At 52.8% G+C, this 24,421-nt stretch carries 24 protein-coding genes, 1 tRNA gene and 1 pseudogene; 15 read left to right on the top strand and 11 right to left on the bottom strand.

Translation table 11 applies throughout. The annotated features are described in order from the left end of the window. Positions 1 to 107: 107 nt before the first annotated feature. Positions 108 to 2,018 (bottom strand): N-6 DNA methylase, encoded by a 1,911-nt coding sequence (locus B5G43_RS12955; protein ID WP_143382875.1) that lies wholly within the window; start codon positions 2,016 to 2,018, stop codon positions 108 to 110. 62 nt (positions 2,019 to 2,080) lie between these two features. On the opposite strand from B5G43_RS12955, the gene B5G43_RS12950 reads away from it, so the two are divergent. The 4 genes and pseudogenes from B5G43_RS12950 to B5G43_RS18145 all read left to right on the top strand — a co-directional run. Beyond that, positions 2,081 to 2,911 (top strand): hypothetical protein, encoded by an 831-nt coding sequence (locus B5G43_RS12950; protein WP_087262065.1) that lies wholly within the window; start codon positions 2,081 to 2,083, stop codon positions 2,909 to 2,911. Between the two features lie 91 nt (positions 2,912 to 3,002). After that, the gene (locus B5G43_RS12945) at positions 3,003 to 3,323 is read left to right on the top strand and encodes a DUF6809 family protein (protein ID WP_087262063.1); all 321 of its coding nucleotides are present in this window, start codon (positions 3,003 to 3,005) and stop codon (positions 3,321 to 3,323) included. Beyond that, positions 3,320 to 3,631 (top strand): hypothetical protein, encoded by a 312-nt coding sequence (locus tag B5G43_RS12940; RefSeq protein ID WP_087262061.1) that lies wholly within the window; start codon positions 3,320 to 3,322, stop codon positions 3,629 to 3,631. Before B5G43_RS12945 ends, B5G43_RS12940 begins: the two co-directional genes overlap by 4 nt. 27 nt (positions 3,632 to 3,658) lie before the next feature. After that, positions 3,659 to 3,781 (top strand): annotated as a pseudogene (locus B5G43_RS18145) (DUF6550 family protein); the annotation flags it as partial. Between the two features lie 45 nt (positions 3,782 to 3,826). On the opposite strand, the gene B5G43_RS12935 reads toward B5G43_RS18145, so the two are convergent. The 3 genes from B5G43_RS12935 to B5G43_RS12925 are packed head-to-tail and all read right to left on the bottom strand — an operon-like array spanning position 3,827 to position 5,926. Then, a complete protein-coding gene (locus tag B5G43_RS12935; RefSeq protein ID WP_087262059.1) occupies positions 3,827 to 4,792 on the bottom strand; it encodes a sigma factor in 966 nt (321 codons plus the stop codon). Then, complete coding sequence (locus tag B5G43_RS12930; RefSeq protein ID WP_087262057.1) at positions 4,789 to 5,244, bottom strand: DUF6076 domain-containing protein; 456 nt, start codon at positions 5,242 to 5,244, stop codon at positions 4,789 to 4,791. The genes B5G43_RS12935 and B5G43_RS12930 overlap by 4 nt, the downstream gene beginning before the upstream one ends. Then, complete coding sequence (locus tag B5G43_RS12925) at positions 5,225 to 5,926, bottom strand: hypothetical protein (RefSeq protein WP_087262055.1); 702 nt, start codon at positions 5,924 to 5,926, stop codon at positions 5,225 to 5,227. The genes B5G43_RS12930 and B5G43_RS12925 overlap by 20 nt, the downstream gene beginning before the upstream one ends. 148 nt (positions 5,927 to 6,074) lie before the next feature. On the opposite strand from B5G43_RS12925, the gene B5G43_RS12920 reads away from it, so the two are divergent. The 7 genes from B5G43_RS12920 (at position 6,075) to B5G43_RS12895 (ending at position 13,644) form a co-directional block, all read left to right on the top strand. Continuing rightward, positions 6,075 to 7,145, top strand: a complete 1,071-nt coding sequence (locus B5G43_RS12920) for an AAA family ATPase (protein ID WP_087262053.1) — start codon at positions 6,075 to 6,077, stop codon at positions 7,143 to 7,145. 201 nt (positions 7,146 to 7,346) lie between these two features. Beyond that, positions 7,347 to 7,658 carry a plasmid mobilization relaxosome protein MobC gene (gene mobC, locus B5G43_RS12915; RefSeq protein ID WP_087262051.1) on the top strand — a complete coding sequence of 104 codons (312 nt, stop codon included), beginning with the start codon at positions 7,347 to 7,349 and terminating at the stop codon, positions 7,656 to 7,658. A gap of 3 nt (positions 7,659 to 7,661) precedes the next feature. Continuing rightward, the gene (locus tag B5G43_RS12910) at positions 7,662 to 9,017 is read left to right on the top strand and encodes a relaxase/mobilization nuclease domain-containing protein (RefSeq protein ID WP_087262049.1); all 1,356 of its coding nucleotides are present in this window, start codon (positions 7,662 to 7,664) and stop codon (positions 9,015 to 9,017) included. 48 nt (positions 9,018 to 9,065) lie between these two features. Further along, positions 9,066 to 9,242 carry a hypothetical protein gene (locus tag B5G43_RS17395; RefSeq protein WP_158097432.1) on the top strand — a complete coding sequence of 59 codons (177 nt, stop codon included), beginning with the start codon at positions 9,066 to 9,068 and terminating at the stop codon, positions 9,240 to 9,242. An 81-nt stretch (positions 9,243 to 9,323) separates the two neighbouring features. Continuing rightward, complete coding sequence (locus tag B5G43_RS12905; RefSeq protein ID WP_087262048.1) at positions 9,324 to 10,982, top strand: recombinase family protein; 1,659 nt, start codon at positions 9,324 to 9,326, stop codon at positions 10,980 to 10,982. Positions 10,983 to 10,992: 10 nt separating this feature from the next. Further along, positions 10,993 to 12,258, top strand: a complete 1,266-nt coding sequence (locus B5G43_RS12900; RefSeq protein ID WP_087262046.1) for a recombinase family protein — start codon at positions 10,993 to 10,995, stop codon at positions 12,256 to 12,258. Positions 12,259 to 12,306: 48 nt separating this feature from the next. After that, the gene (locus B5G43_RS12895) at positions 12,307 to 13,644 is read left to right on the top strand and encodes an FRG domain-containing protein (RefSeq protein WP_140397538.1); all 1,338 of its coding nucleotides are present in this window, start codon (positions 12,307 to 12,309) and stop codon (positions 13,642 to 13,644) included. A 109-nt stretch (positions 13,645 to 13,753) separates the two neighbouring features. Here the strand turns inward: B5G43_RS12895 and B5G43_RS12890 are convergent, their stop codons facing one another. The 4 genes from B5G43_RS12890 to B5G43_RS17145 form a co-directional block, all read right to left on the bottom strand. Continuing rightward, positions 13,754 to 14,692 carry a DUF1848 domain-containing protein gene (locus B5G43_RS12890; protein ID WP_087262042.1) on the bottom strand — a complete coding sequence of 313 codons (939 nt, stop codon included), beginning with the start codon at positions 14,690 to 14,692 and terminating at the stop codon, positions 13,754 to 13,756. 3 nt (positions 14,693 to 14,695) lie between these two features. After that, positions 14,696 to 15,592, bottom strand: a complete 897-nt coding sequence (locus B5G43_RS17150) for a hypothetical protein (RefSeq protein WP_140397537.1) — start codon at positions 15,590 to 15,592, stop codon at positions 14,696 to 14,698. Between the two features lie 105 nt (positions 15,593 to 15,697). Next, positions 15,698 to 15,782: transfer RNA gene (locus tag B5G43_RS12885), tRNA-Leu, on the bottom strand. Between the two features lie 417 nt (positions 15,783 to 16,199). Next, a complete protein-coding gene (locus B5G43_RS17145; RefSeq protein ID WP_140397536.1) occupies positions 16,200 to 16,856 on the bottom strand; it encodes a hypothetical protein in 657 nt (218 codons plus the stop codon). Positions 16,857 to 17,041: 185 nt separating this feature from the next. On the opposite strand from B5G43_RS17145, the gene B5G43_RS12880 reads away from it, so the two are divergent. Together B5G43_RS12880 and B5G43_RS12875 are read left to right on the top strand one after the other, a co-directional pair. Then, positions 17,042 to 17,884, top strand: coding sequence for a pyridoxamine kinase (locus tag B5G43_RS12880; protein ID WP_087262040.1), 843 nt, complete (start codon positions 17,042 to 17,044; stop codon positions 17,882 to 17,884). Positions 17,885 to 17,943: 59 nt separating this feature from the next. Then, the gene (locus tag B5G43_RS12875) at positions 17,944 to 18,336 is read left to right on the top strand and encodes a pyridoxamine 5'-phosphate oxidase family protein (RefSeq protein ID WP_087262039.1); all 393 of its coding nucleotides are present in this window, start codon (positions 17,944 to 17,946) and stop codon (positions 18,334 to 18,336) included. Positions 18,337 to 18,400: 64 nt separating this feature from the next. Here B5G43_RS12875 and B5G43_RS12870 read toward each other — a convergent pair whose 3' ends face one another. From B5G43_RS12870 to B5G43_RS12860, 3 genes are all read right to left on the bottom strand, one after another. Then, positions 18,401 to 19,351: an S-layer homology domain-containing protein gene (locus tag B5G43_RS12870; RefSeq protein ID WP_087262037.1), complete on the bottom strand. Its 951-nt coding sequence runs from the start codon at positions 19,349 to 19,351 to the stop codon at positions 18,401 to 18,403. A 168-nt stretch (positions 19,352 to 19,519) separates the two neighbouring features. Further along, positions 19,520 to 20,416, bottom strand: a complete 897-nt coding sequence (locus B5G43_RS12865; RefSeq protein WP_087262035.1) for a GNAT family N-acetyltransferase — start codon at positions 20,414 to 20,416, stop codon at positions 19,520 to 19,522. Positions 20,417 to 20,555: 139 nt separating this feature from the next. Then, positions 20,556 to 21,620 carry a branched-chain amino acid aminotransferase gene (locus B5G43_RS12860; protein ID WP_087262033.1) on the bottom strand — a complete coding sequence of 355 codons (1,065 nt, stop codon included), beginning with the start codon at positions 21,618 to 21,620 and terminating at the stop codon, positions 20,556 to 20,558. Positions 21,621 to 21,930: 310 nt separating this feature from the next. Here B5G43_RS12860 and B5G43_RS12855 point away from each other — a divergent pair, with 310 nt between their 5' ends. Next, on the top strand, positions 21,931 to 23,922 hold the full coding sequence (locus B5G43_RS12855) for a DHH family phosphoesterase (protein WP_087262031.1): 1,992 nt from the start codon (positions 21,931 to 21,933) through the stop codon (positions 23,920 to 23,922). A gap of 41 nt (positions 23,923 to 23,963) precedes the next feature. Continuing rightward, a complete protein-coding gene (gene rplI / locus B5G43_RS12850; protein WP_087262029.1) occupies positions 23,964 to 24,410 on the top strand; it encodes a 50S ribosomal protein L9 in 447 nt (148 codons plus the stop codon). Positions 24,411 to 24,421 lie beyond the last annotated feature (11 nt).

Genomic DNA, 24,421 nt, shown 5'->3' with positions numbered 1-24,421 from the left:
ACATGGTACGGGTAGTGGGGGTCGAACCCACACGCCTTGCGGCACAGGAACCTAAAGGTGATGTCACCACAGTGATATGTTTTTGTTTGCAAAAAATAGACGATTACTTAGATCCTAAAATCACTTAGACCATATTTTTCAATTAAAAATTGATTAATAGAGCTCATATTGGGCTCATTTTTAAGGTATGTTAGCTCATCGTCTGTAAATTGGGGAACAGAAAAGCGCTGGATGTATTTTTTTTGATAGCACTTATAGTTGCCCTCGATAGCATAGCTGGTTTTTGAAACATAGTAATCCATGACTACTGAATTTAGAATTTTTTGCAAAATTTCCAAATCAAACTGCGGGGATTCCAAAATTGCATAACCATTGCAAAATAATGTTTGCCTACTCTCTTCAAGCATAAATTTTGGATGTAAACTAAAGGTTGGGAAAAGCAATTTTCTGCTGTTGTTTCCTAATCCCTGACTTCTACCGTATGCATACCAAGCTACTGCATTCCCCTTTCCTTTGTCTCTTGTATCCAAAATGGTGCGGCACCGGCACAGGTATTGGTAACATTGAGGATAACGCTGCGCCATAATATGCTCTGGAATAATTTGATAGTTTTTATTTGGGGTATCGACGAGCGAGTATTGCTCTATTTCGGTATACGGAAAAATAATAGCCTGCTTCGCATCAGCCAAAGAGCTTTCGGCCTTAATATTTGAGACTTTATAAATACTGCGGGTAATTTCCGGTTCAATTAGGTATCTGGTTCCTTCAAAAAGTTTATAGTACATCCCTTTCTCTTGATCAAAACCGTCTACAAGATATACATTATCCCTCAAAGTTGCAATACCAACACGAATATATGGCTTAATGGGGGATCCAGCTTGTTCGATTTTCTTGATGTTTGCCCTTTCATTTTCGTCAAGCAACTTCCAGCCAGAAGAATCCAGATCATCTATCGCCATGCAAAGAAAATTGGCATTGTTCAGCGCGCCCTTTACATCGGAACTTTTTTTAATAGTAGCATACATCAGATTCTCGGAACCACAAGCTTTAAGAAATAGCAATGAGTTGTATGTCCTCACTGGTGCAAAAATCATATTTTCGCCAAAATCAATTATTTTTGAAAGATATTTGTTTTCTACTAAATACTTTCGAAGATCCTCAGCCGCTGTAATGGTTAGGTAGTTATTCGGAATGATGAAGCCTAACATCCCATTTGGGGACAAGAATTTCATGCTTTGTTCAATAAAAGCATAAAATATATTAAATGTACCCTTTTGAGTTGTTCTGTAATTCTTTTTTAAATAGGAGATAGTGTCTTTGCTCATATCATGAGTATTGACATAAGGAGGATTTCCGATGACAAAGTGGAAAGTTTTTTTGCCAAACAACTCAAACCAATTTTCTTTTAAGCTATCAGCCACTTTAATATTAAAGCACAATGAATCAGCGGATTCGCCATAAGAGAGGACAAGAAGAGTTAAGAGTTCTTTCGTGCGTCTTACATTATCTTCGCTAAGATCAATGCCAAAAATATTTTGAGAAACAGTTTCAGCAACAGATTTGTTTAATCTCAGAGTCAATTTTTCCGCGGCAAGTACAAGAAAAGCTCCACTTCCACAAGCAGGATCAATGATAACGCTATCTTCTGCCAATTGCTCATTCAGGGTGTTCTCCAGAATATATTCTACAATATAGCATGGCGTGAAAACGACTCCATTTTCGCGTTTTTCGCAATCATCTACTAAAGCTTCAAATACATTTTCAAGAAGTTTGAGCGAAAGATTACCCGCTGAGACACGAGTGATGATTTCGCAGACTTCAGACTCCGCGTGACACAAAATATCATCCAAAAACTGCGAATGATTTATACAGTCAAGCTGATTTTGGCGAAGAAAAGCCAAAATCAAACTTGCCTCGATTTGTAGATTTGAGTATTTGGAAGGTATATGTTTCAATATAATTTCAGCTGTCATTTGATCACCATAACAAAGTATACCTAATTCTATGAAATTTTGCAAAGGTTGTAGAAACTGCTGCGGTATGCTAAACTATTGGTAATCCGATCGAAAAGAGGGATACTATGGCATACATTGACGAGCAGTTGTTCCGATTCAAAACAGAGCTTGAAGCGGCAATTCTTGCTGGAGGGGTTAAAGGGAAAGAGTCTATTATCAGGTCTTCGGCATTGATCAATCTGATTCACGATGCAGTAAAGTATGAATTGATTCAGAACGGAATTGCCCCTTCTCAGATATATCCTCATTTTGAGGAGACTAAACCGGAGATGAAAATCGCTGGTTTTCTGAAGCAGAAAGATCAGGATGTTTGTGTTGTACCTAAAAATGTAGCCCAAGTCAAGAGACGCATTTCCTGGGGCCCTTTGGCAAATGAAAATGTAATCGATGTTTATGGCGAGGAGTATACAAGAAATACCCTAATTATAAATGTCCGAAGCCAAATGAGTAGCATCGCAAAAAATACGGATACCCTCTTTGAACGAACTTTTGCTGAAGCACTTAATCTCCACATGATGTATCGGGATGCTGTTTTGGGGGAGGTATATTTAATCCCGGTTTACGAGTATGATGAAGCTACAATGAATGAAAGAAGAATTACATTTAAGTCTCATCAAACAAATGTGGCCAAATATATCAGCTTTTTCTCTGCTATCAATGGCCGCACAGACTCAAATGATGAACTCTACAAATATGAGCGTTGTACATTGTTAATTGTGGATTTCAAATATGAACGCCCCGTCCTGTACAGATCAACATCTCAGTTAATTGAAGCGGGGCTGCTGCCAAAAGATTTTTCGTTACCTTTGGAGGCGCTATCATTTGATACCTTTACCAGAGATATTCTATCTTCTTATGCACAGCGCTTTGATTTGAATAATTTGAAGCTCCGATGAAATTGAACCTCTAAATAATTCGGATGTCAAGTTTTTATAGCTATTTTCTTTCTGGTGTGGTATTGTGTGTTGCCACTGGGAGGTGCAACACATGAAAACACTACTCAAGGACCTGTACAACTGCTTCTATACCCCACCCGAGTTTTCGGAGCAGAAGCAGGAAGTGGAAGAATGCCACCAAGCACTGATCAAAGCGTTGGAAAAGCCGGAACGGCGGCTGGTGCTTCGAATCATGGATGCCCAGAGTCTGATGGCAGAGGAACGCTCCATGGACAGCTTTATCTCTGGATTTGAGCCGGCGTGGCAGCTCTCCGCGGAACTGAATCAATATGAAAAAGAGCGCTCAGTCTCTCGCTGTACGACGAAGAGATCGGGCGCTCTTTCCATGTCCGGAAAGGAGGAAGCAACATGAGAAAACGAATCATCACTGCCGCAGTGGTCGCCGCCTGTCTGGCCCTGTGTGCCGCTGTATGGCCACAGAACGAACCAGCCGGGGATACACCCGCGCTGCCCATGCCAGCCGCTGTAATCGCCACACAGCCCGAAATTCCGGAGATAGCAGAGATGGAAGAAGTCATACCGCCAGAGGAAGAAAAGGCGGAAGCAACACTGCAGGAACTGGTCGAGGAAACTGACATTGTCCCGGAGCCATCGCCTGCTCAAGCGCCCCCAGAGAGCGAAGTACAGGCTCCCTCTGAACAGGATGCCACACCACAGTAAGAACCGGAGCCTGCCCCGGCACCTGACAGCAAGCCGGACAACATGGTCTATGTGCCAGGCTTCGGCTGGATAGAAAGCCAAGGACCCAACCATGCGGAATACGCCGAGGACATGTACGAGAACGGTAATAAAATCGGGATCATGGGATAAATGAAAAGCAGTGCGGTATCAGGTCAAAGTCTGGTGCCGCACTGCTTATTCTGTTTCCTGCTTCAATGCGTCGCTGAATATCTCATGGACGTGGATCAGCGAAATAACTTCACAGAGAAACCGCTCCGCCAGTTCTTTTTCGTCCAGCCAGGTGGTCTGCGGCGGTACATAGTAACCGGAATCAGCCTCTGCATCCGCTCTGGCTTTGCGAATGGCTTTCTGGATGGAGAGCCACCGACCGTAAGCGCCGCCGTTCAACTGCTTTCTCAGTTTCCGGATGGCAGCCTTATACGCTTTCTCCGCACCGCTGGGGCCGTTGTAGTTGAGCCGGATAGCCAGTTCCTGAAAGGTCATGCTCTGCTCGTTTGGCTGGCCAATTTCAAGATAACAGTGTACCAAATTCAATTCTCTGGGCGTCAGCACCTCCTCCATGCGCTGGAGGAGCAGCGTTCGGCGCATGAAGCGGTCGTAGGCCCTGGCGGGGTCACCTCCACACCCCAGGTCAAAGACACGCTCGCCCAAAGACTCAATCTGAAACACGGTACGGTATTCTTCCAGCAGACGCTTGGCTACTTTGGCGGAGACTGCCAGTTTCTCTTGAATGGCGGGCAGAAGATCCGTTTCAGTGTCTCGCTCATGTGTGGCATAGAGAAATGCCACCTGGCGCAGCTGGTGGTAACGGTCCAGCGGAAGGGACAGAGAAAAAGAACCTTGGGCAGCGCAGTCCCGCATGGCCGTCTCAATGGCAGGGGTCGCGTAGGTCAGCAGCTTTGTTCCATAGGAGGGATCAAACCGCCGTGCTGCGTCCAGCAGTGCCAGCGCCCCCTCTTGCTTGAGGTCGTCCACCAGAAAGTCCTGAGAAAACTGCTCGCAGTAGCTTGCGGCCAGCATGGTCAGGTATCCCTCATTCTGGGAAAGCAGGAGCGGTGCGGCCTGCGGATCGCCGTCCTGTATCCGCAGGGCAAGCTCCTCGTTGCTCGGGCAGAGATCGTCGCAGCGGTACATACTCATGACCCATCCTCCCGGGCAAGGCGTGCTCTCGCCTGGGCGTAAATCGCTTCCTGCTCCATGTCGTGTGCATAGCCGCTGGCGGCATAGTCGTTGTCCATGAGCGCCTTATCCCGGAGGCTCTCCGCCACATACAGCGCTTCATTGCGCAGCTCGTCGGAGATTTTTCCTCTCTGGTGGTGCTTGCGGATGGTGTTGGTGCGGGTGGTGAACAGGCGGTAGACCGGGTGCTGTTTGTTTTGCTCCTTCTGCCGCATCATGGCGCCGTACTGCCGGCAGGTCATGCGGGGATCCTGGGGCGCAATGCCATCGCAGTATTTTGGCATATGGCCGTTGGTGGTGAGAAAGTATGTTCCACAGCCACAGCACCGGCTGGGCGCATGGCCGTGCTGCAGTCCGTTCATCAGATCAAAGATGTAGAAGCTGATGACATGGTCAAAGAAATACCGGTTCACAAATACGGTTTCCTTTTCCTGTTTCGGATTCCTGTTTCGGATGTCGGGCAAAGACATAGGAGGATCTCAGATCCGGCGTGATGGTAAATGGCTCAATATCCGGTACCGGCAAATCACGCATCATATCCCAGAACCATTCACTGTTGAAGCAGTCGTGGGCGGCCATGGCGAAGAAGGTTTCCGTCCGCTTCTTCAGCCGCCGCAGATAGCCCTCCTCAAAATATCGTGCCGCCACGGCGAAGTGCTGGATGCCCAGGGGGATACTGAAGGCAGCGACCAGATAGCGGAAGAAAAATTCCCGGACGGGCGAAGCCGGCTTCAGCAGGTCGTTGTGGGAGGCCGGGGAAAACAGCACCTCCAGTGTGTGCTGTTCCTGCCTTTTGTCCATCAGGCTGTACGGCGGACAGTGCCACAGGGCGTCCAGCAGCTTCTCCAGAGAGGTGCGGGTCCCGTCCAGCAGGTTGATAAATTCACCTCGCCCGGCCAAAGCCAGGGCCTCCACCTGATGGCTGATGGCACCGCCGTGGGTGACCAGTTCTCGTATGGTTTCCTCGGGAACATTCAACAGTTCGGCGGCAAAGTGGCCGGCCGGGTAGACGGTCTCGTTGAAAAAGATCTGATCCTGCCAGACATCCATTGTCAGATGCAGAAAATTGTTGTTCTGCCTGATTCCCAGTGGCATAGGGCCACCTCCTCTGTCCTATATCTGTTTTCTGCCTGTCTTGCGATATTCTCATTTTATCAAAATTCCCCCAATAATCAAGTGAAAGGACAAGAGCCACGGTGGCCGCGTGGTCTCTGTCCTTATCTTTTTACAAGGGGATGATCCTATGAGTAAAACAAAACGACTGCAAACCATTGACGGCGAGAGCCTGATGAGCCTGCCGCTGACGCCGCTCAACTTCGTGGTAGACACGCTTCTGTCTCAGGGGCTGCACCTCCTGGCCGGCTCTCCCAAGGTGGGCAAGTCCTGGCTGGCCCTGTGGCTGTCCGTCATGGTGGCCAAGGGCGAAACCGTCTGGGGGATGTCCGTGAAGCAAGGTACCACCCTCTATCTCTGCTTGGAGGATTCCGTTCTCCGTATCCAGAACCGGCTCTTTGAGATCACCGAGGACGCACCAAGCAGCGTCCACTTCTGCACGGAGTGCGCCCTCATTGGACAGGGGCTGGAGGAGCAGGTGGAAACATTCCTCACCGCCCACCCGGACACGGTACTGGTCATCATCGACACGCTGCAGATGGTTCGTCCAGCTCGTGACGCAACCTACGCCAACGACTACCGCGACCTCTCTGCGCTGAAACGGATCGCAGATGCCCACGGCATCGCCATCCTGCTGATTCATCATCTGCGCAAGGAAACCGCTGACGATGTGTTCAACCGCATCTCTGGTACGACTGCTATCAGCGGTGCGGTGGATTCCAGCTTCACGCTGGTGGAGGAACGGCGGGGCAGCGGCAGAGCAAAGCTCTCCTGTATTGGCCGTGACATTGAATACCGGGAGCTGACACTGGAGCGCAACGGTGAAAATGTATGGGAACTGGTGTCGGACAGCCGGACACAGCCGGAGCTGCTGGGCGACCGTATCGTTTATCTCCTCTCCGAACTGATGAGTGACCGAACTGAATTTATCGGCACTCCCACAGAGCTGTCTGAACGAATCGACCCTTTGGGTGTGGAGCGTATCTCGCCCAAGAAAGTGTCCAGACAGATTCTGCAAAACCTGGACGCACTAAGGAAAATCGGCATTTCTGCTGTGGTGCGCCGCAGCAACGGAAGGCGGCTCATTGAGCTGCAGCGTGCCGAAAGTGACGATACCCAGGGTGTCCCGGCGGTCGTCCCTGTTGACCCTGCCGGGGCGCTGTGCGGCGATTTGCGGGCAGTTTCCAGGTGCGGCGAGTAAACCCCCGCAAAGCAAGAAAAACGCCGTGTTGGGCCGTTTGTGGCCAAAGAAGGAACGTGGGTGTTCGGCGCGGGAGAATCACCTCCTTGGAGGTGGCCAGCATCGCGTTTGTCTGGTCGTCGGCACAGCCGCCGCCCACCTTCCGCATTATTTCCGGGCAGAAGCCCGGGCCCACTTTATCTGCAATATGGAGGAAACGACATGAAAAAGGATATCAAGTTCAGTACCCGGATGGCATCCGCAGACCGGGAGGCCATCAAGGAATTGGCGAAACGCTCCGGAATGTCCATGAGCGACTATGTGACAGCCTGCTGTCTGGGAAAGCAGGTTGTGGTCGTCGATGGACTGAAAGAAGTGCTCAAGGAGCTGAAGTCCATTGGCAGAAATCTGAATCAACTCGTCACCCTGGCGCACATGGGGCGCGTCACGGTGGTCAATCTGGACAGTGTGCGCCAGGCGTTCTCTGAACTCTGCGCTGCTGTCCGGTTGATTCTGGAACGAAAGCGGTGGTGAAAAATGGCGATCATCAGCTTCACTAACTACAAGCGAGGACAGACCACCGGATGCATGGGAGCCGTGATGCGATACACCATGCAGGACAAGAAAACTGAGTTCGATGGGCAACGGCTGGTCACAGGCATCAACTGCCAGCCGGAATCTGTCTACGCGGACTTCATGACTACCAAGCGCCTGCATCACAAAACCGATGGCGTGCTGTTCTACCACATGGTGCAGAGCTTCCCGAAAGGCGAAGCGGTCGACCCGGTCACCGCTCATGCGGCGGCGCTGAAGCTGGCTGAGTACTATGAGGGCTATGAAGTTCTGGTCTGCACCCACACAGACCGGGAACACATCCATTCCCACTTCCTCATCAACTCCGTCAACTTCGATACCGGAAAGAAACTGCACATCGCAAAGGAGCAGCTCCAGCAACTGAGGCAGCGCAACGATCAGGTCTGCATGGAGTTTTCTCTCCCTGTGTTCCAGCCTAAAGACAGGAAGCAGAAAACCAAGACCATGACAGTCGGTGAGTATCACACCGCGGCCCGTGGCCAGAGCAAGAAGCTGCAGCTCATGAATCTCATCAACGACTGTATGCGCCACGCCTCCACCCGTGAGGAATTCATTGCACTGATGGAGAGCGAGGGCTGCAAGGTCTGCTGGGAAACCTCCCGGCGGAACATCACCTACACCACACCCAGCGGCTGGCAGTGCCGTGACCGCCTGCTGTTCGGGGGCAAATATCTGAAGGAGAAGATGGAATATGAATTCAGGATCAGAGCAGAAATTATCCATGGACGAGCTGTTGGAGAAGAACCGACCTGCGCAGATGGCACAGGCCACACCGCAGCCCCCGGCACAAGAGCTGACACCGCCTCCCGAAGTGCATTCCACGAGAGCGGAGTGGGAGGATTTGCAGAACGACCTCTACACGCTGGGGTACCACACCGAGAGACAGATTGGCTATCTGAAGAGGATCAGCGAACTGCTGGCGCAGCTCCCGACTCGGACGCAGATGGAGGAGCTGCTGAAAACGGTGAAGCATCTGGAGCGGATGAGCGAACAGGCTGGGAAGCGGAACGAGAAGCGTTTTTCTCTGCCCGGCATCAGACTGCCCAGACTGTGGCTGCCGCACCTGGATGGTCCCACATGGACAGTCCTGCTGATGGGGACGGGGGCGTTGCTTCTGCTGTGGTGGGGCTTGGATACCATCTGGAGCAGTCTCAGTCTGCTGAGTCTGTGATGGACAGCACCACCATGCATCCGCACACAGACAGAAAAACTCTCCGCAAGCAGCAGCAAAAGAAAATCGCCCAAGGCCATGCCGAGGACGATCATGAAGAAGAACAGACTTGGCAGCAGACCATGTGACGGTCTGCTGTTTTGTTGCCCGAATTGGTTTCGGGGGAAAGGAATGCTATGGGTAGAAAGAAAAAAGAATGCAACATCAAAAGTGTCATGTATTCCTATGTGGGAACAGATGACCAGTTCGATCACTTCCTGAAAATGATGATCCACGACTATCTATCTGTGGATGATCCGTACACAAATCAGCCTGCTGATTCTGTTGGTAAGGTAGAAAATGAAGTGGCCTGATTTGTTTTGATCGCTATTCAAAAACTTGTGTGCTATGGTGTGTCGTGAATGATCGGCACACCATAGTGGAAAGGAACGATTATGAAAGTCTGGCTCTATTACCGCTTGTCCAGAGATGAGGATGAAGAACTCAATTCACTGAACAACCAGAGAAAAATCATATACAACTTTGCCGTCAGCAACGGACATCAAGTGGTTGGCGAATCCTTCGATGACAATGTCAGCGGTATGCACTTCAACCGTGAGGGCATCGACAAAATCTATGAAGTGGTCGAGGCAGGGAAAATTGAAGCCATCATCGTCAAAGACCTGTCCCGCCTGGGCCGGCACCGGACACAGACCGCACTCTTCATTGATTACCTCCGTGAGCGCAATGTGCGGGTCCTGTCCGCAACAGAAAACATCGATACCTTTAACGAGAACGATGATCTCATCATTGGCTTCAAGGGACTGGTCAACGACTTCTACGCCCGTGATGGCAGCCGCCGTGTGCGGACCGGTTACCGGCAGAAGCAAAAGGAGGGCATCGTGACCATTCCACCCTTCGGATATTTCAAGGACAAGAACACCAAGAAGGTCGTCGTTGTTGAGGAAGCCGCCGAAACTGTCCGCATGATTTTCTCCGCCTATACCGGCGGCAGCGGGATGAAAGCCATTGCCCGTACATTGAACGAGCAGAGAAGAAAAACGCCTGCGCTCATGCAGATGGAGCTGCTAAATAAGCGACTGCCCAATACGCAGGATGGGATACTCAAGAAATATCTGTGGGACGCGACGATGGTTGGCCGTATCCTTAAGGATGAGAGTTATATCGGTACGCTGATCTGCCACAAGAGCGAGCGCAATAAAATCAATAAGACCTTCCGCTTCACCGACCCGGAGGAGCAGTTCCGCCATGAAAACTATCTGCCGATGATCGTGACCCGTGAGACATGGGAGCTGGCGCAGACACTTCTGACAGAACGCAAGGCAAAAAATACCCGGGCCGGTACCAACAAGGGTATCCTTCGGTACGGAGGCTTGCTTCGCTGCCAGGACTGCGGCCGGACTTTCATCGGCAAGCGGATCAAGCTGAAGGACGGTGAACGGGTGGTCTATGTCTGTGATACCTACCATCGGTACGGCAAGGAACATTGCTCCTCTCACATGGTGGATGAGGAAGCGCTGGATCGCCTGATCGGCGCGGAGCTCCTGCGGACAAAGGAACTGTACGAAGAAAACTGGTCAAGACTGGAGTGGTTCATTGAAAAATGGACGCCCAAAGCCTCCGTGGCCAGTGCCAAAATAAGCAAACTGCAAGAACACATTCTCCTGCTGGAGGAGGAAGTGGAGGTGATTTTGATGGAACGCATCCGGGATAAGGCCAACGCGGAACGCTATGAGCGAATGATCGCAAAGCGTGAGGAGCAGATCGCAGAGGCCAAAAAGCAGATCGAGGAACTGCAGAACATCTCAGAAATGCTTCGCAGCCGCCAGGCCAAGTTAAAGCGAGACATCAGCCTGATCGACGATATTCTTCAAGACGGCAAAATGTCGGAGGCACATCTGAAAATGCTGGTTGAAAAAATCCTTGTTCATGAGGAGGATGGTAAGCTGGATTTAGAGATCCGGCTGAAAGCGCCCTTCCGGGATCATCTGGACATCTTCGAAAATGGGGAGCAAACGGACTCCATCCTCTCCGCAGATTTCGATTATGACCGGCTGGGCGCAATCATTTATGGTGACTACTATGCGGGATAGGTGATAACAGATGCGGGTATGGATCTATGCGCGACTGTCAAACGATGATGACCAGGAAATGAACTCTCTCCTGAACCAGCAGGAGATCAGCCATGGCTTTGCCGAGCAGCATGGGTACACCATTGTGGGACAGTCTTTCGATGACAATGTAAGCGGCATGAAGTTCAACCGCCGTGGGCTGGACGAGCTCACGGCGGCTGTGGACGCTGATAAAATCGATGCTGTCATCGTAAAGGACTTGTCACGACTTGGCCGCCACAGGACCCAGACCGCACTGTTTATTGATTATCTGCGGGAACATCAGGTGCGGGTGATTTCCGCGACAGAAGGGATCGATACCTTCCGCGACGAGGATGATTTGATCATCGGCATCCGTGGCCTGATGAACGATTACTACGCCAGGGACATCAGTAAAAAGATTCGGGCCGGGTATCGTCAGAAACAGCGGGAAGGTATTGTGATCACACCGCCTTTTGGCTATCGGAAAGATCGCAACACCAATACGATTGAACTCCACCCGGAGGCGTCGGAAACTGTGCGGATGGTCTATTCTCTCTACTTACAGGGGCTTGGTCAAAAAGAAATTGCCCGCAGGCTCAATGCGCTGGGACGAAAGACGCCGGCACAACTCCGGGCGGAGCAATGCGGCAAAGAAGTCTGTGCGGCAAGCAAAACCAGTGATGGGCGCTATGTGTGGACGTATGCCAGCGTAAAAAACATCCTGGTGGAGGAGGCCTATACCGGGGTGCTGATCAATCACCGGTCTGAAACCAACGGCGGCAAGGCAAAGCGATTGGAGCAGGCGGAGTGGTACCGGCACGAAAACTTCTTTCCTGTCATAATTGAGCGTGACATTTGGGAGAAGGTTCAGCAAAAACTGAAAGCGCAGGCCCGTCCGGCCAATGGAAACAAGGCGAAACATCGCTACGCTGGACTGATTCTCTGCAAAGAGTGCGGCAGCCCCTTTGTGCCGATGATCCGGTACTGGAACGGCAAGCGGCGTGTGGAGTATGTCTGTAAGGGATACCATCGGAACGGGAAAAGCTACTGTAGTTCTCACCGAATCCATGAGGAGGTACTGGATGCAGCGGTGCAAGAGTTTGCCCAGACCATGCGGGTCAAGATGGCCGAGAAACAGAAGGAACTGAAGCAGAAGCAAAAAATGTGGGCGTTGAGGAAACCGGTCCTTGACGCCCACATTTTGTTATTACAGGAAAAGGTACTGAAATTTGAACAGGAAATAGATGAGATTGTGATGGAGAAGTTAAGGATATAGAGTCAATAGACTTGCGGATAAACCGCCTTTTTGCTACAATTAATAACAGTGAATCACTATTTTGAGACAGATATGCTTCTGGGGGTGAATGCTTTCTTCTACTTCTATTTTTTTGATGATTTGTATTATATCGAGGATATACAGCAAGCATTTAGAAATGTATGTCTGGACAAAATGCTTTCCGATGGCTATTTCGATATGAGTGCATACATATTTGGACGACTAAAGAAAGAAGATATATATGCACGCCTTGTAGCAAGCAAATCGAGATATGCAGTTTTGTACCAAGGAAGATTTCCCAACAAAAATACGGCTTCTTCTGTTTGGCGTCAAAAAATGGGAGAAGAATCATATAATGACGATACCAATAGCTCCCAGTGCGAGCTTACATATTTAGAATCCAGTGCTATTGTTAACTGGGTCTACAAGACACTGAAAAATTCTGAAGAAAGAAATACTTTCACTAAAGATTTGCTCGGACAGATAAAGGAATTACATGGCATACAAAATGATATCCGTTTTTCAAAAGGTGTAGTATATAATGCAGAAAAAGTTGAGATACATTTTCTCTCTTCTGTTTCAAGTGTAAACAGTTATGTTTCTTCACTAAAGAAAGAGGCAGGAACGCTATTTTTCCGAGGACATGCAGATCCAAACTATATTTTACGTCCGTCAATTATGCGAACCCCGCGCTTATTGCAGAACGAAAGCAAAATATACCACGAACTGATAATTAATTGCCCTGATGACTTTGAAAAATGTCACACTCATCTTGAGAAACTGGTAAAGATGCAGCACTACGGTTTGCCTACTCGCTTGCTGGATATTACAAGGAACCCTCTTGTTGCGTTGTATTTTGCATGTGAGAGTAATCCCGAGAGCTATGGGGAACTGGTTTTAATTTCACCCGAGAACCATGAAATCAAATACCCACAAAGTGATACAGTATCCATATTGGCAAGTCTACCTGTTTTTTCATACGAGAAACAGCAAGAATTTGGACGATTGGCATCAGATCCAACGGTATCACAACATGATTTCAACAAAAAGGTGGCTCGCTTACTTCATGAAGTAAGACTTGAAAAACCTGCTTTTCTGTCTGAAATCAAAAAGGACGATCTGGTGAGTAGCTTCATTGTCTATGCGCTAAAAAATAACGATCGAATTATTAAGCAAGATGGTGCGTTTATCCTATGTGGTTTATCTGATGGCAATAGATCACTGGAAGAATTTCGCTATAGGGAAAATGGGAAAAAGGTAGTTATACTGATTGATGGGAAAAAGAAGTTACTTGAACAATTGGAGACATTTTCAATCAATCGCGCAGCTCTTTTCCCTGAAATCGAATGTGTTGCTGAGTATCTCAAAAACAAGTACACAAGTTGAACGCAAAATGCGGGCGTTGAGGAAACCGGTCCTCGACGCCCGCATTTTTGCGTTGCAGAAGGAAACTCAAAAGTTAGAGCTGAAAATCGATAGATTTTTGATAGAAAAATTATATGTCAAATCTAATTTGATTTATCTTGCAACTCGTAACTTTTCGTTCAGTTATTTTATCATCAGGGCCGACTTCGCCAAAAAGCAAGGGAGAGTCTGGAATGTGCTTGGCAAAATTTGAACACACTGTTTTTTCACTATAATTTGCGTAACAATACTTACAGCCATTACGGCATGTATTATATGCTCCGATATCAATGCTCTCAATGCAGCCGCACTCAAGACGTTGACCTTTATCTTTCCCTATGTCGAGAGGACAATCTAACAGTTTGCTTAGTAAGCGATCATCTATGCATCTTGCATGTTCAATATCGTATTCCTGTAATTCAATACCTTCTGCACAAGTATCAATTAGTAGACCATAGCTATGGGCAATGGCAGCTAACTCTTTCGCAAGACTCTTTTGAGTTTCTTCTGGAAAATCACGTAGAGATAAGCCAGAAACATTTTTTGAGGTATTCCGGTAGAAATCGATAAAGCTGATGGTGCATTTTTTCGTATATGGGCTTAATTCTTTTGCGATTCTTTCGAAATATCGAATATGGTATTCTGGAGTATATGTGTCGTTTAGAAAAATAGGGTCATATCTCCAGATAATACGATCAGGACCAATCATATCCGATAGTTTTTTAAATGCTGGGATAATATGTTTCTGCTTATTAGGAACATGCGTCTCAACGTCCTGTGCATACGAATTAAGTGTAAACTGAAAATAATACATATAATCGCGTAAAACATTCAATTGATTGAGCATTGGAATTGGGTTTTTTGTCCAAAAAACAATCCCATCCACAACATCAGGGTTCAGAGCTATCTTGCTTATCTGGTGCGCATTCATGGGATTTCGAACCAGTACATAGCCATCCATAATTCGATTAAAAAACCAATTTGAATAGTATGTTGGAATATCTGTTCTTCGACTGGCACTTATAATCACGAATCACGCCTCTTTTCTAAACTCAAATATTTGCCAATGAGCTTGCTTGCAAGTAAGTATTGGCCACCAACTGAGCCTTCGCTTACAATCGTCCTCACAGTGTTCTCCGGTATGACTATATCCAATGCAAGACGAATGCAGTTCCTCTTTTAAGAAATCAACAACTCTCCAAGGGTGGTGAAAATCCTCGTCAACGTCTTTGATTTTCTTTTCACGCCAATCTTCAGAAAAATGACAATACATGTTAGGATCATCACTTGAGCGGAATCCATTTTCAAGCATAGCTCCAAAAAGGGCTTTTGTCCGACACACATCTCGTTCCATGCTGCCTCTGTCTGTGCGTAAGGAAAACATGAAGAAAACTGTCTTGCCCATCGGAGTCTTTTCGCCGAAGAGCTTTCCGATTTTCGACATTGCAATGACAGGAAATTCGCTTATAGATTTCGGGAAAATATACACATCAGAAGAAAGTGTATGTGCCCGAAACAGGCAGTCAATGGCATCATTACGTATGAAACGCACATCGTCTTGAACCCGCGCTTCTATTTGATATGCCCAGTCTATCGTATCTATCCCTCTATAGCGAATCTCACATGACCGAGGGACGACATTCGCGAGTGCCCAATAGTCCAGCATACTTCCGCATCCAATGGAAGTAACAGCTATGTTTTTTCTGAAATTCGTTCTATCGAGCAGAGTTCTATACATGCTTTTGTATTCGAAAGAGTATGCATATGCATAACGAAGCAGATACAGTTGCTGAACATGAATATTTGAATAATCAGGGATTTTTCCTGCATCAAAATGAACACTCTTTAAATCGCAGAGTCTTACGCCGGAATATACATAGTCTTCAAATTCTTCCAAAATATTATCCAAATAGTCGTTGATTGTGAGCATTTAGACACCACCATTCAACATGTTTATTAAATATCTAACGGAAACTGGCTGCTAAAAGCAAAAAGCTACATTTCGTCTTTAAATGGAGAAATGCAGCTTGCTATTTGGTACGGGTAGTGGGGGTCGAACCCACACGGATCACTCCACTGGAACCTAAATCCAGCGCGTCTGCCAATTCCGCCATACCCGCATATTCAGTTTCCCTCTATTTTTACTCGGGGAGGGGATGCCCGAGGCGGAGCGTTGCGCTTGAGCCGCGTCTATAAAAACAGGCCAGGCCCGCTTTTATCTGGTTGATGGGAAATTCTTCACTAAGGTGACAGCACCTAAATCCTGCACGTCTGCCAATTCCGTCATACCCGCATATTCAGTTTCCCTCTATTTTTACTCGGCGATGGGATACCCGAGGCGGAGCGTTACACTTGACCCGCGTCTATAAAAACAGGTCAGTCCTGCCTTTACCTGATTGACGAAAAATCCTTCACTATGGTGACACCACCTAAATCCTGCACGTCTGCCAATTCCGTCATACCCGCTTATACAATTTCCCCTCTACTTTTACTCGGGGAGGGGATGCCCGAGGCAGAGCATAAATTCCGTATTCAATCTACCTATGCCCATTAGCATTACCTAAAAAGGCATATTTGTCAGATTCTCCACGATAGTTACACACTCCCATCCGTGGAGAATTAACTACCGGAAGAATACAATCATGTTCATGCTTTTCTATACACTTTGAGCAGAAAAAAGGAGGTTGTTCCATAGCATTGCATTCACAGCAAATGTATTTCGCTTCTTCCCCACATGTTCCACAAATAAAGTTTAATGGAACATTGCGTCCTAGCACACGAACTGCTACATTTTGCCTACGGCGAAAGCTTGTGCTAAGTACCGTAATTTGTAAGTCTGTTGTACATCCGGAATCATACTCATATGCCAATGTCACACCTATCGGTAGCACTCCCAACTCGGTGCTTTTCTCCACTTCATGGCCTTCACTTAAAAAGAAAGTGCTTTCATGGCCACAACACTCCAACCATATTTCACGCAGAAAATTGTCTAACGTTTTCAACCTAGAAGTAAGAGGCATATCAAGATACAGCCAATAAGCCTTCGTATCGGTATCCTCAACTCTAAGTAGTACACATTCCTGAGCGTTTTTTCCCACGAAGGAATGTTTAGAAGACAAATGTTTTCGAAATCCTGATTTAGCTATGATAGAGCCGCAAAGATAGCAATGTCCTTTTGTTACCTGTTTTGCCATAGCCCATCACATTCTCTTTCTGTAAGGTGACAGAACCTAAATCCTGCACGTCTGCCAATTCCGTCATACCCGCATGGGGGAACTTTTTTCAGTTTAGCATTGAATTGGGAAAAAGTCAATTGAAGTAGCGGGGAAAAAGGGCTATAATGGGCCGTAACTGATGTGATTCCAAAGGAGTGACCCCCATGAAACAGGCGCCCCAGGTGGCGGCCATCCATGACCTGTCCGGCTTCGGCCGCTGCTCCATGGGCATTGTGCTGCCGGTGCTCTCCGCCATGGGCAACCGGTGCAGCACCCTGCTCACCGCCTATCTCTCGGCCCACACCGCCTATCCCCCCTCCGAGCGCTCGGTCTTTCTGGACCTCACCGACCGGATGAAGCCGGTGTGGAACCACTGGGCGGAGCTGGGCGCCCGCTTCGACGCCATTTACAGCGGTTTCCTGGGCTCGGCGGAGCAGATCGATTTGCTGCGCACCTTTCTGGAGCGCTTCCGGGGCCGGAACACGCTGGTGCTGGTGGACCCGGTGATGGGGGACCACGGCAAGCCCTACGCCACCTACACCCCCGAGATGTGCGCCCGCATGGGCTCCCTGGCCGCCCAGGCCGACCTCATCACTCCCAACCTCACCGAGGCCGCCATTCTGCTGGGTGAGCCCTACGAGGCCGCCCCCACCGGCGAGGGGGAGACCGAAACCTGGCTTCGGCGGCTCTCTATGGACGGGCGGCGCTCGGTGGTCATCACCGGCGTGTGCCTCTCCCCCGGACAGGTGGGCGCGGGCTGTCTGGACCGGACCACCGGGCGCATCTCCTTCGCCCAGGCCCCCGAGATCCCCGGCCACTTCCCCGGCACCGGCGACCTCTTCTCCAGCGTGCTGCTGGGGGAGCTGCTGCGGGGCCGCTCCCTGGAGACCGCCAGCGCCCGGGCGGTGTCCTTCGTGCAGAGCTGCGCCGCCTACACCCTCCAGCTGGGCACCCCCCTGCTGGACGGCGTGGAGTTTGAGCCTCTTCTCCGCCAGCTCATGGAGTGAGCTCCCTTTTTTCCACAAACTGTGCTATAATAGTGGAAAACCGATAGGAGGGATGTTCCATGCAGGAAGTCTATGAGTTCTTGAAGAAGTGCGGGACCTACTACCTGGCCACCGACGAGGGCGGTCAGCCCCGGGTGCGCCCCTTTGGTACCATCGACCTGTTTGACGGCCGTTTGACCATCCAGACCGGCAAGGTCAAGGACGTCTCCAAGCAGATGCTGGCCAACCCCAAGGTGGAGCTCTGCGCCTTTGACGGGGAGCGCTGGCTGCGCGTGGCCGCCACCGCCGTGGAGGACCCCCGGGTGGAGGCCCAGGAGCACATGCTGGAGGCCTATCCCTCTCTGAAGGCCATGTACCAGCCCGGCGACGGCAACACCCAGATCTTCGCCCTGGAGCAGGTCACCGCCACCTTCTCCTCCTTCACCGAGGCCCCCCGCACCGTGCAGTTCTGATTCCAAAAATACCAGGCCCCCGGCTGTGCTTTTGCACCGCCGGGGGCCTTTTTGTGGAGATTTGTTACTTCATCAACTCATAGAGCCGCAGCATGGTGGAAATGCTCTGCTCCCGGGTATAGCTGTCCTGGGGGGCGAAGTTGTTGCCCCCCACGCCGCTCATCACGCCGCTCCCCTGCACCTGGCCCACCGCGCCGGAGGCCCAGGCGGAGATGGAGGCGCTGTCCGCAAAGGTGGGAGCCTGGGCGGTCAGGGGCTTGCCCACTGCCTCGGCCAGCCGGGCCAGCATGGCGGCGGCCTGCTCCCGGGTGAGGGTGCCGTTGGGGTCGAATTTGCCGTTGCCCACGCCGGACACCACGCCCAGGGCGGCCATTTTCTGCACGTTCACGTCGTCGGTGTCGGAGAAGGTGGCCCGCTCGGTGATCTCGCTCCCCTTCACCGTCTCATAGAGCCCCACCGCAAGGGCACAGAACTCGGCGCGGGTGGTGGCCTGGGTATACTGGCTCCGGAGGCTTTCCGGCACGATGCCCGCCGCAATGGCCGCGTTCACCTGCTCCGCCGCCCAGGACGAGGGCTGCTCCACCGGCTCGGCGGGTTCCTCCGGCTGCTGAGGAGCGGCCACGCCGCTGTCCACCTTGATATAGGTGTCAAAGCCCTGCATGGTATCGCTCACCACCAGGTGAAAGACCTTGTCCGGCTCGGGGGAATACCGCTCTGTCGCGGAGTAAAAGACATAGTTGGAGCCAAAGGTAATGTCCCCCACCACGCTGGGGTCGTAGGCAGTGAGGGACGTCCAGTCGGCCATGGTGAAGCCGCTCACATAGAACTCCGTCCCGGCGGGGAAGATGTACAACGGCTCCTCCCAGCCGTATTCGGTGGTGTGGGTGGAGACCTCCACCGGGGCATTGGAATAGCCCAGCCAGGGATTGTCCTCCACCTCCAGCGCGGCGGCGGAGACCGTCAGCATGCCCAGGGACAGCGCCAGGGCCAGCAGCAGAGAACCGATGCGTTTCATAAGGGATGCTCCTTTTCTTCAGACTGGGGTGGACGGCGTCCACCCCCTTTTCTGAAATCCTACCTCAGAACGTCCTCAAAAACAATATACTGGCTGCATAGTGTGGCATATTTTTCGCTCAAATATGCCAAAACCCGGACCACCCAACAGGGCGGTCCGGGTCCGTTCTCAGGTGTGGGACAGAGTGGGGAAGCGCATCTGATAGCGGTGGAAGAGGTCCCCGGTGCTCCCCAGGGTGAAGAGGGTCTCTCCGCCCAGCAGGGGCCGCACGGAGCAGCGGGACCCGGCCCGGGGGGTGAAACCCAGCACCGCCTTCTCGGTCTCCGGACGGGCCAGGGCGGACAGCACCTCCTCCAGCTCGGGGCCACGGGGGCCCAGCAGCTCATGGCAGTAGAGGGTGCTCCCGTCGTACTCGGCCACCGCCACCAGGTCATACTGAGGCAGGTAGTACACGTGCTCCCGCAGCGCGCCGCCGCAGTGGAAGAAGAGGAGTCCCGGGTTGTGCTCCCACTGGAGCAGGCCGTAGGGGTTGCCCTTCTGGTAGCTCTTGAGGAGGAGGGCCTTGTCCTGGCTCAGCTCCGGGATGAGCCGCCGCACGGTGGCACTCTTCCCCTCGCTGGGCTGCACCGGCAGGGTGTGGCGGAACTCCCGGGCCTTGGTAAAGCCGAAGCGGGGGTAAAATTCCAGCGTCTCGCGGTTGGCGAAGAGGTAAATCCCGTCGCACTTGCCCTTCCAGTCGGTGAGGACACGGGCCATCAGGAAGTGGATGAGCCCTCTCCCCCGCTCGGCCGGGTCGGACATCACGGTGCCGATCTGGAGGTAGTGCAGCTCCTTCCCCATGCAGCGCAGGTCCATGGGGCTCACCGACACATTGGCCACCACCTTCCCCTCCCGCACCAGGGAGTAGGGGCGGTAGCGGTCGGTCCAGTACCCCGCCCGGTGCCAGGCCTCAAAGTCCAGGCCGAACACCGTCTTTGCCAGGTCGTTGAAGCTCCCCCGCAGTCCGCTCTCCTCCTGATAGCAGGTGCGGTACTCAAAGCGGCTCCCATCCAGCGTGATCTCCATTCCACTCTCTCCTTCTACAACTTACAAATCTTTCCACACAAACACACAAAGAAAGAAGCAGGGAGGGCGGCGGACCGCTCTCCCCACTTCGTGGTGACATACTATTATAACACCATTTTGCCGATTTGGAAATGGTTTTTTACAGGCGGACCACCCAATCGTGGGGATCCTCGGCGGTGCCCCACTGGATGCCGGTGAGGGTGTCGTAGAGCTTCTGGGTGATGGGGCCGATCTGGTTGTTGTTGACCACCACGTGCTGGTCGTTCCAGCCCATCTCGCCCACGGGGGACACCACGGCGGCGGTGCCGGTGCCCCAGGCCTCCTCCAGCTTGCCCTCCTTGGCGGCGTCGAAGAGCTCCTGGGCGGTGATGAGGCGCTCCTCCACCTCCACGCCCCAGTCCTTCAGCAACTGGATGCAGGAGCGGCGGGTGATGCCGGGCAGTACGGAGCCGGTGAGCTTGGGGGTGATGACCTTGCCGTCCACCTTGAACATGACGTTCATGGAGCCCACTTCCTCGATGTACTTGCGCTCCACGCCGTCCAGCCACAGGACCTGGGCGTAGCCCTGCTCCTCGGCCCGCTCGCCGGCGCGGATGGAGGCGGCGTAGTTGCCGCCGCACTTGGTGTAGCCAGTGCCGCCGCGGACGGCGCGGACGTCCTCATTCTCCACATAGATGCGCACCGGGTTGATGCCCTCGGCGTAGTAGGCGCCCACGGGGCAGCAGATGACGCAGAACAGGTAGCTGTGGGAGGCGTGCACGCCCAGGCTGGCGTCGGTGGCAATGATGAAGGGACGGATATACAGGGAGGTGCCGGGCTCGCTGGGGACCCAGTCGGCCTCCACCTTCACCAGAGCCTCAATGGCGGCCAGGGCCTCGTCCTCGGGGAGCTTGGGGATGCACAGACGCTCGCAGGAGTCGTTGAGGCGGCGGACGTTGTCCATGGGCCGGAAGAGCTGTACCCCGCCATCGGGCCGGCGGTAGGCCTTCATGCCCTCAAAGACCTCCTGGGCGTAGTGGAACACCATGGCCGAGGGGGCCAGCTCCAGGGGACCGTAGGGGACGATGCGCCCGTCGTGCCAGCCCTGGCCGGCGTCGTAGTTCATGACGAACATGTGGTCGGTAAAGACCTTGCCGAACACCAGGGTCTTGGGGTCGGGCTTCTCTTTGAGCTGCGCGGCGCGCTGAACGGGGAATGTATACATGATTAGGGCCTCCTAAATGAAAATCAAATTCGGGCGGAAGGGCCCGTTTTGTTCTAGTATGACAGCCCGCGCTCCAAAAGACTGTAAAGCACGCTACAATGTCTCCCGGGCGGGCGTGCAATAAACGCTCTGTATTCCTGCATTATAGCAGTCCACCCTCCCCGCCGCAAGAGTTCGGACACAGAAAATACTACCGCGACCCTATAAAATGTGATATAATATAGTTGATACCGTTTTTCGTCCCCTCAGCGGCCGGTCCGGCCGCTTTCACTCCACCCTGGCCGCGACCGCGGCGGAAGGAGCCATGCCCATGCGAAAGAAAAAACTCTCCCGCCTGCTGGAACCCGGTTTTCAGCTGTATTTTGTCTGTCTGGCCCTGTTCGCCCTGGCCAGCGCCGCCACCGACCCTGTGCTGGCCATTGTGGAAGGGGTGGTGATCCTCGTTCTGTATATTTACTTCCGCCGCACCAACGCCCAGCGGCAGAAGGAGATCCTGAAATACATTGACAACATCACCTGCAACGTGGACGTGGCCACCAAAGACACGATGATCAACGCCCCGCTGCCCATGGTGATTTTCCGCCCGGAGAACGACGAGGTCATCTGGTCCAACGACCGCTTTCTCCAGCTCACCGGCGAGCGGGAGCACCTCTTTGACACCAAGCTCTCCGCGGCGGTGCCCGGGTTCTCCTCCCGCTGGCTCATGGAGGGCAAGACTGAGTGTCCCACCGAGGTGGAGGTGTCCGGCCGGCGCTTCCTGGTGTTCGGCCATCTGGTCCGCACCGATGAGAAGGGGGCCCACAGCTTCCTGGCCACCACCTACTGGGTGGACGTGACCGATTACTCCGCCGTGCGGGAGGAGTTCTACGACTCCCGGCCGGTGTGCGCCATCCTGGTGCTGGACAACTACGAGGAGCTGATGAAGGGCATCCCCGACAACAGCAAATCGGCCATCCTCAGCAGCATCGACGAAAAAATCACCGAGTGGACCTCCCCCACCGGCGGCCTGTGCTGCAAATACGACCGGGACCGCTATCTCTTCTTCTTCGAAGAGCGGTATTTAAAGGAATTGCAGGAGGGCAAGTACGCCGTGCTGGACGCGGTGCGCTCGGTCCTCAACCCCCGGGATATGCCCGCCACCCTGTCCATCGGTATGGGCCGGGACGCCGACACCCTCCAGGAGCTGTTCCAGTACGCCGCGCTGTCGGTGGAAATGGCCCTTTCCCGGGGCGGCGACCAGGTGGTCATCAAGAACAAATTCAACTTTGAGTTCTACGGTGGCCGCTCCAAGGAGCTGGAGAAGCGCACCAAGGTGAAGAGCCGCGTCATGGCCAACGCCCTGGGCGAGCTCATCGCCGACGCCTCCCACGTCTTTGTCATGGGCCATAAGTTCCCCGATCTGGACTGCATCGGCGCCGCCAGCGGCGTGTGCGCCATGGCCCGGAAAAAGGGCACCCCCGTCTTTGTCATCAAGGACCCCAGCCCCAACCCCGCCAGCGACATGGTGGCCCACCTGGGTGAGCTGCCCGAGTACCGGGACGTGTTCATCTCCCCCCAGGACGCCATGATCCGGGCGGACACCCAGTCTCTGCTGGTGGTGGTGGACACCAACCGGCCGGAGCAGACCCTCTCCGAGGACCTGCTCCTCTCCTGCAACAAGGTGGCGGTCATCGACCACCACCGCCGGGCGGCCACCTACATCGCCGACGCCGCCCTCAATTTCCACGAGCCCTACGCCTCCTCGGCCAGCGAGCTGGTCACGGAGCTCTTGCAGTACCTGCTGGAACCGGCCGACCTCCTGCGCACCGAGGCGGAGGCCCTGCTGGCCGGCATGGTGCTGGACACCAAGCAATTCACCATGCGCACCGGCAGCCGCACCTTTGAGGCGGCGGCCTTCCTCCGCCGGGCGGGGGCCGACACCGCCGACGTGCGCAAGCTCTTCCAGAACGACCTGGAGGGCACCATCGCCAAGTACGACATCATCCAGAACGCCCGGATGTACCGGGAGGGTGTGGCCGTGGCGGTGGTGGACCACCTGGTGGGCCGCGTCACCGCCGCCCAGGCCGCGGATGAGCTTCTGAACATCTCCGGCATCGACGCCTCGTTTGTCCTCTTCCCCGACGCGGAGCGGGTCATCATTTCCGCCCGGTCCATGGGCGATACCAACGTACAGGTCATTCTGGAAAAGCTGGGGGGCGGAGGCAACGCCGCCGCCGCCGGCGGGCAGATCCCCGGCTCCATCGACCAGGTGGCCCGGGACCTGCTGTCCGCCATTGACCAATACTTTGAAGAGGACGACTGACCGGCCGCGCCCCGCGGCGACATAGAAAGGATGAAACAACCATGAAAGTGATTTTACAGCAGGACGTGAAGGGCCAGGGCAAGAAGGGCCAGATGATCGAGGCCAGCGACGGCTACGCCCGCAACTTCCTCCTTCCCAAGAAGCTGGCCGTTCTGGCCACCGCCGAGAACATCAACACCATGAAGCAGCAGGAGAAGGCCAAGAAGGCTCAGGAGGCCGCCGAGAAGGCCGAGGCCGAGGCCACTGCCGCCAAGCTGAAGGACATCACCGTGCGCATCACCGCCAAGGCCGGCAACGGCGGGCGGCTGTTCGGCTCCGTGACCTCCAAGGAGATCGCCGACGCCCTGAAGGAGCAGCACGGCATCAACATCCCCAAGACCAAGATCGTCCAGGATGAGCCCATCAAGGCCTTCGGCGGCTACGATCTGAAGTGCAAGCTGGGCTACGAGGTCACCGGCACCCTGAAGGTCATGGTGGTGGAGGCCTAACAGGCCCCCGG

The sequence above is a fragment of the Flavonifractor sp. An92 genome (assembly GCF_002159175.1).
Classification (GTDB): Bacteria; Bacillota; Clostridia; order Oscillospirales; family Oscillospiraceae; genus Pseudoflavonifractor_A.
The sequence above is the reverse complement of the archived record's forward strand: the minus strand, read 5'-3'. Positions and strand labels throughout refer to the sequence as shown.

Coding starts and splice junctions, on each gene's coding strand:
- rplI (WP_087262029.1), top strand. CDS start 23,964: ATGAAAGTGATTTTACAGCAGGACGTGAAGGGCCAGGGCAAGAAGGGC.
- B5G43_RS12905 (WP_087262048.1), top strand. CDS start 9,324: ATGAAAGTCTGGCTCTATTACCGCTTGTCCAGAGATGAGGATGAAGAA.
- B5G43_RS17145 (WP_140397536.1), bottom strand. CDS start 16,856: ATGGCAAAACAGGTAACAAAAGGACATTGCTATCTTTGCGGCTCTATC.
- B5G43_RS12865 (WP_087262035.1), bottom strand. CDS start 20,416: ATGGAGATCACGCTGGATGGGAGCCGCTTTGAGTACCGCACCTGCTAT.
- B5G43_RS12880 (WP_087262040.1), top strand. CDS start 17,042: ATGAAACAGGCGCCCCAGGTGGCGGCCATCCATGACCTGTCCGGCTTC.
- B5G43_RS12935 (WP_087262059.1), bottom strand. CDS start 4,792: ATGAGTATGTACCGCTGCGACGATCTCTGCCCGAGCAACGAGGAGCTT.
- B5G43_RS12875 (WP_087262039.1), top strand. CDS start 17,944: ATGCAGGAAGTCTATGAGTTCTTGAAGAAGTGCGGGACCTACTACCTG.
- B5G43_RS12945 (WP_087262063.1), top strand. CDS start 3,003: ATGAAAACACTACTCAAGGACCTGTACAACTGCTTCTATACCCCACCC.
- B5G43_RS12900 (WP_087262046.1), top strand. CDS start 10,993: ATGCGGGTATGGATCTATGCGCGACTGTCAAACGATGATGACCAGGAA.
- mobC (WP_087262051.1), top strand. CDS start 7,347: ATGAAAAAGGATATCAAGTTCAGTACCCGGATGGCATCCGCAGACCGG.
- B5G43_RS12920 (WP_087262053.1), top strand. CDS start 6,075: ATGAGTAAAACAAAACGACTGCAAACCATTGACGGCGAGAGCCTGATG.
- B5G43_RS12910 (WP_087262049.1), top strand. CDS start 7,662: ATGGCGATCATCAGCTTCACTAACTACAAGCGAGGACAGACCACCGGA.
- B5G43_RS17395 (WP_158097432.1), top strand. CDS start 9,066: ATGGGTAGAAAGAAAAAAGAATGCAACATCAAAAGTGTCATGTATTCC.
- B5G43_RS12925 (WP_087262055.1), bottom strand. CDS start 5,926: ATGCCACTGGGAATCAGGCAGAACAACAATTTTCTGCATCTGACAATG.
- B5G43_RS12855 (WP_087262031.1), top strand. CDS start 21,931: ATGCGAAAGAAAAAACTCTCCCGCCTGCTGGAACCCGGTTTTCAGCTG.
- B5G43_RS12860 (WP_087262033.1), bottom strand. CDS start 21,620: ATGTATACATTCCCCGTTCAGCGCGCCGCGCAGCTCAAAGAGAAGCCC.
- B5G43_RS12940 (WP_087262061.1), top strand. CDS start 3,320: ATGAGAAAACGAATCATCACTGCCGCAGTGGTCGCCGCCTGTCTGGCC.
- B5G43_RS12950 (WP_087262065.1), top strand. CDS start 2,081: ATGGCATACATTGACGAGCAGTTGTTCCGATTCAAAACAGAGCTTGAA.
- B5G43_RS17150 (WP_140397537.1), bottom strand. CDS start 15,592: ATGCTCACAATCAACGACTATTTGGATAATATTTTGGAAGAATTTGAA.
- B5G43_RS12870 (WP_087262037.1), bottom strand. CDS start 19,351: ATGAAACGCATCGGTTCTCTGCTGCTGGCCCTGGCGCTGTCCCTGGGC.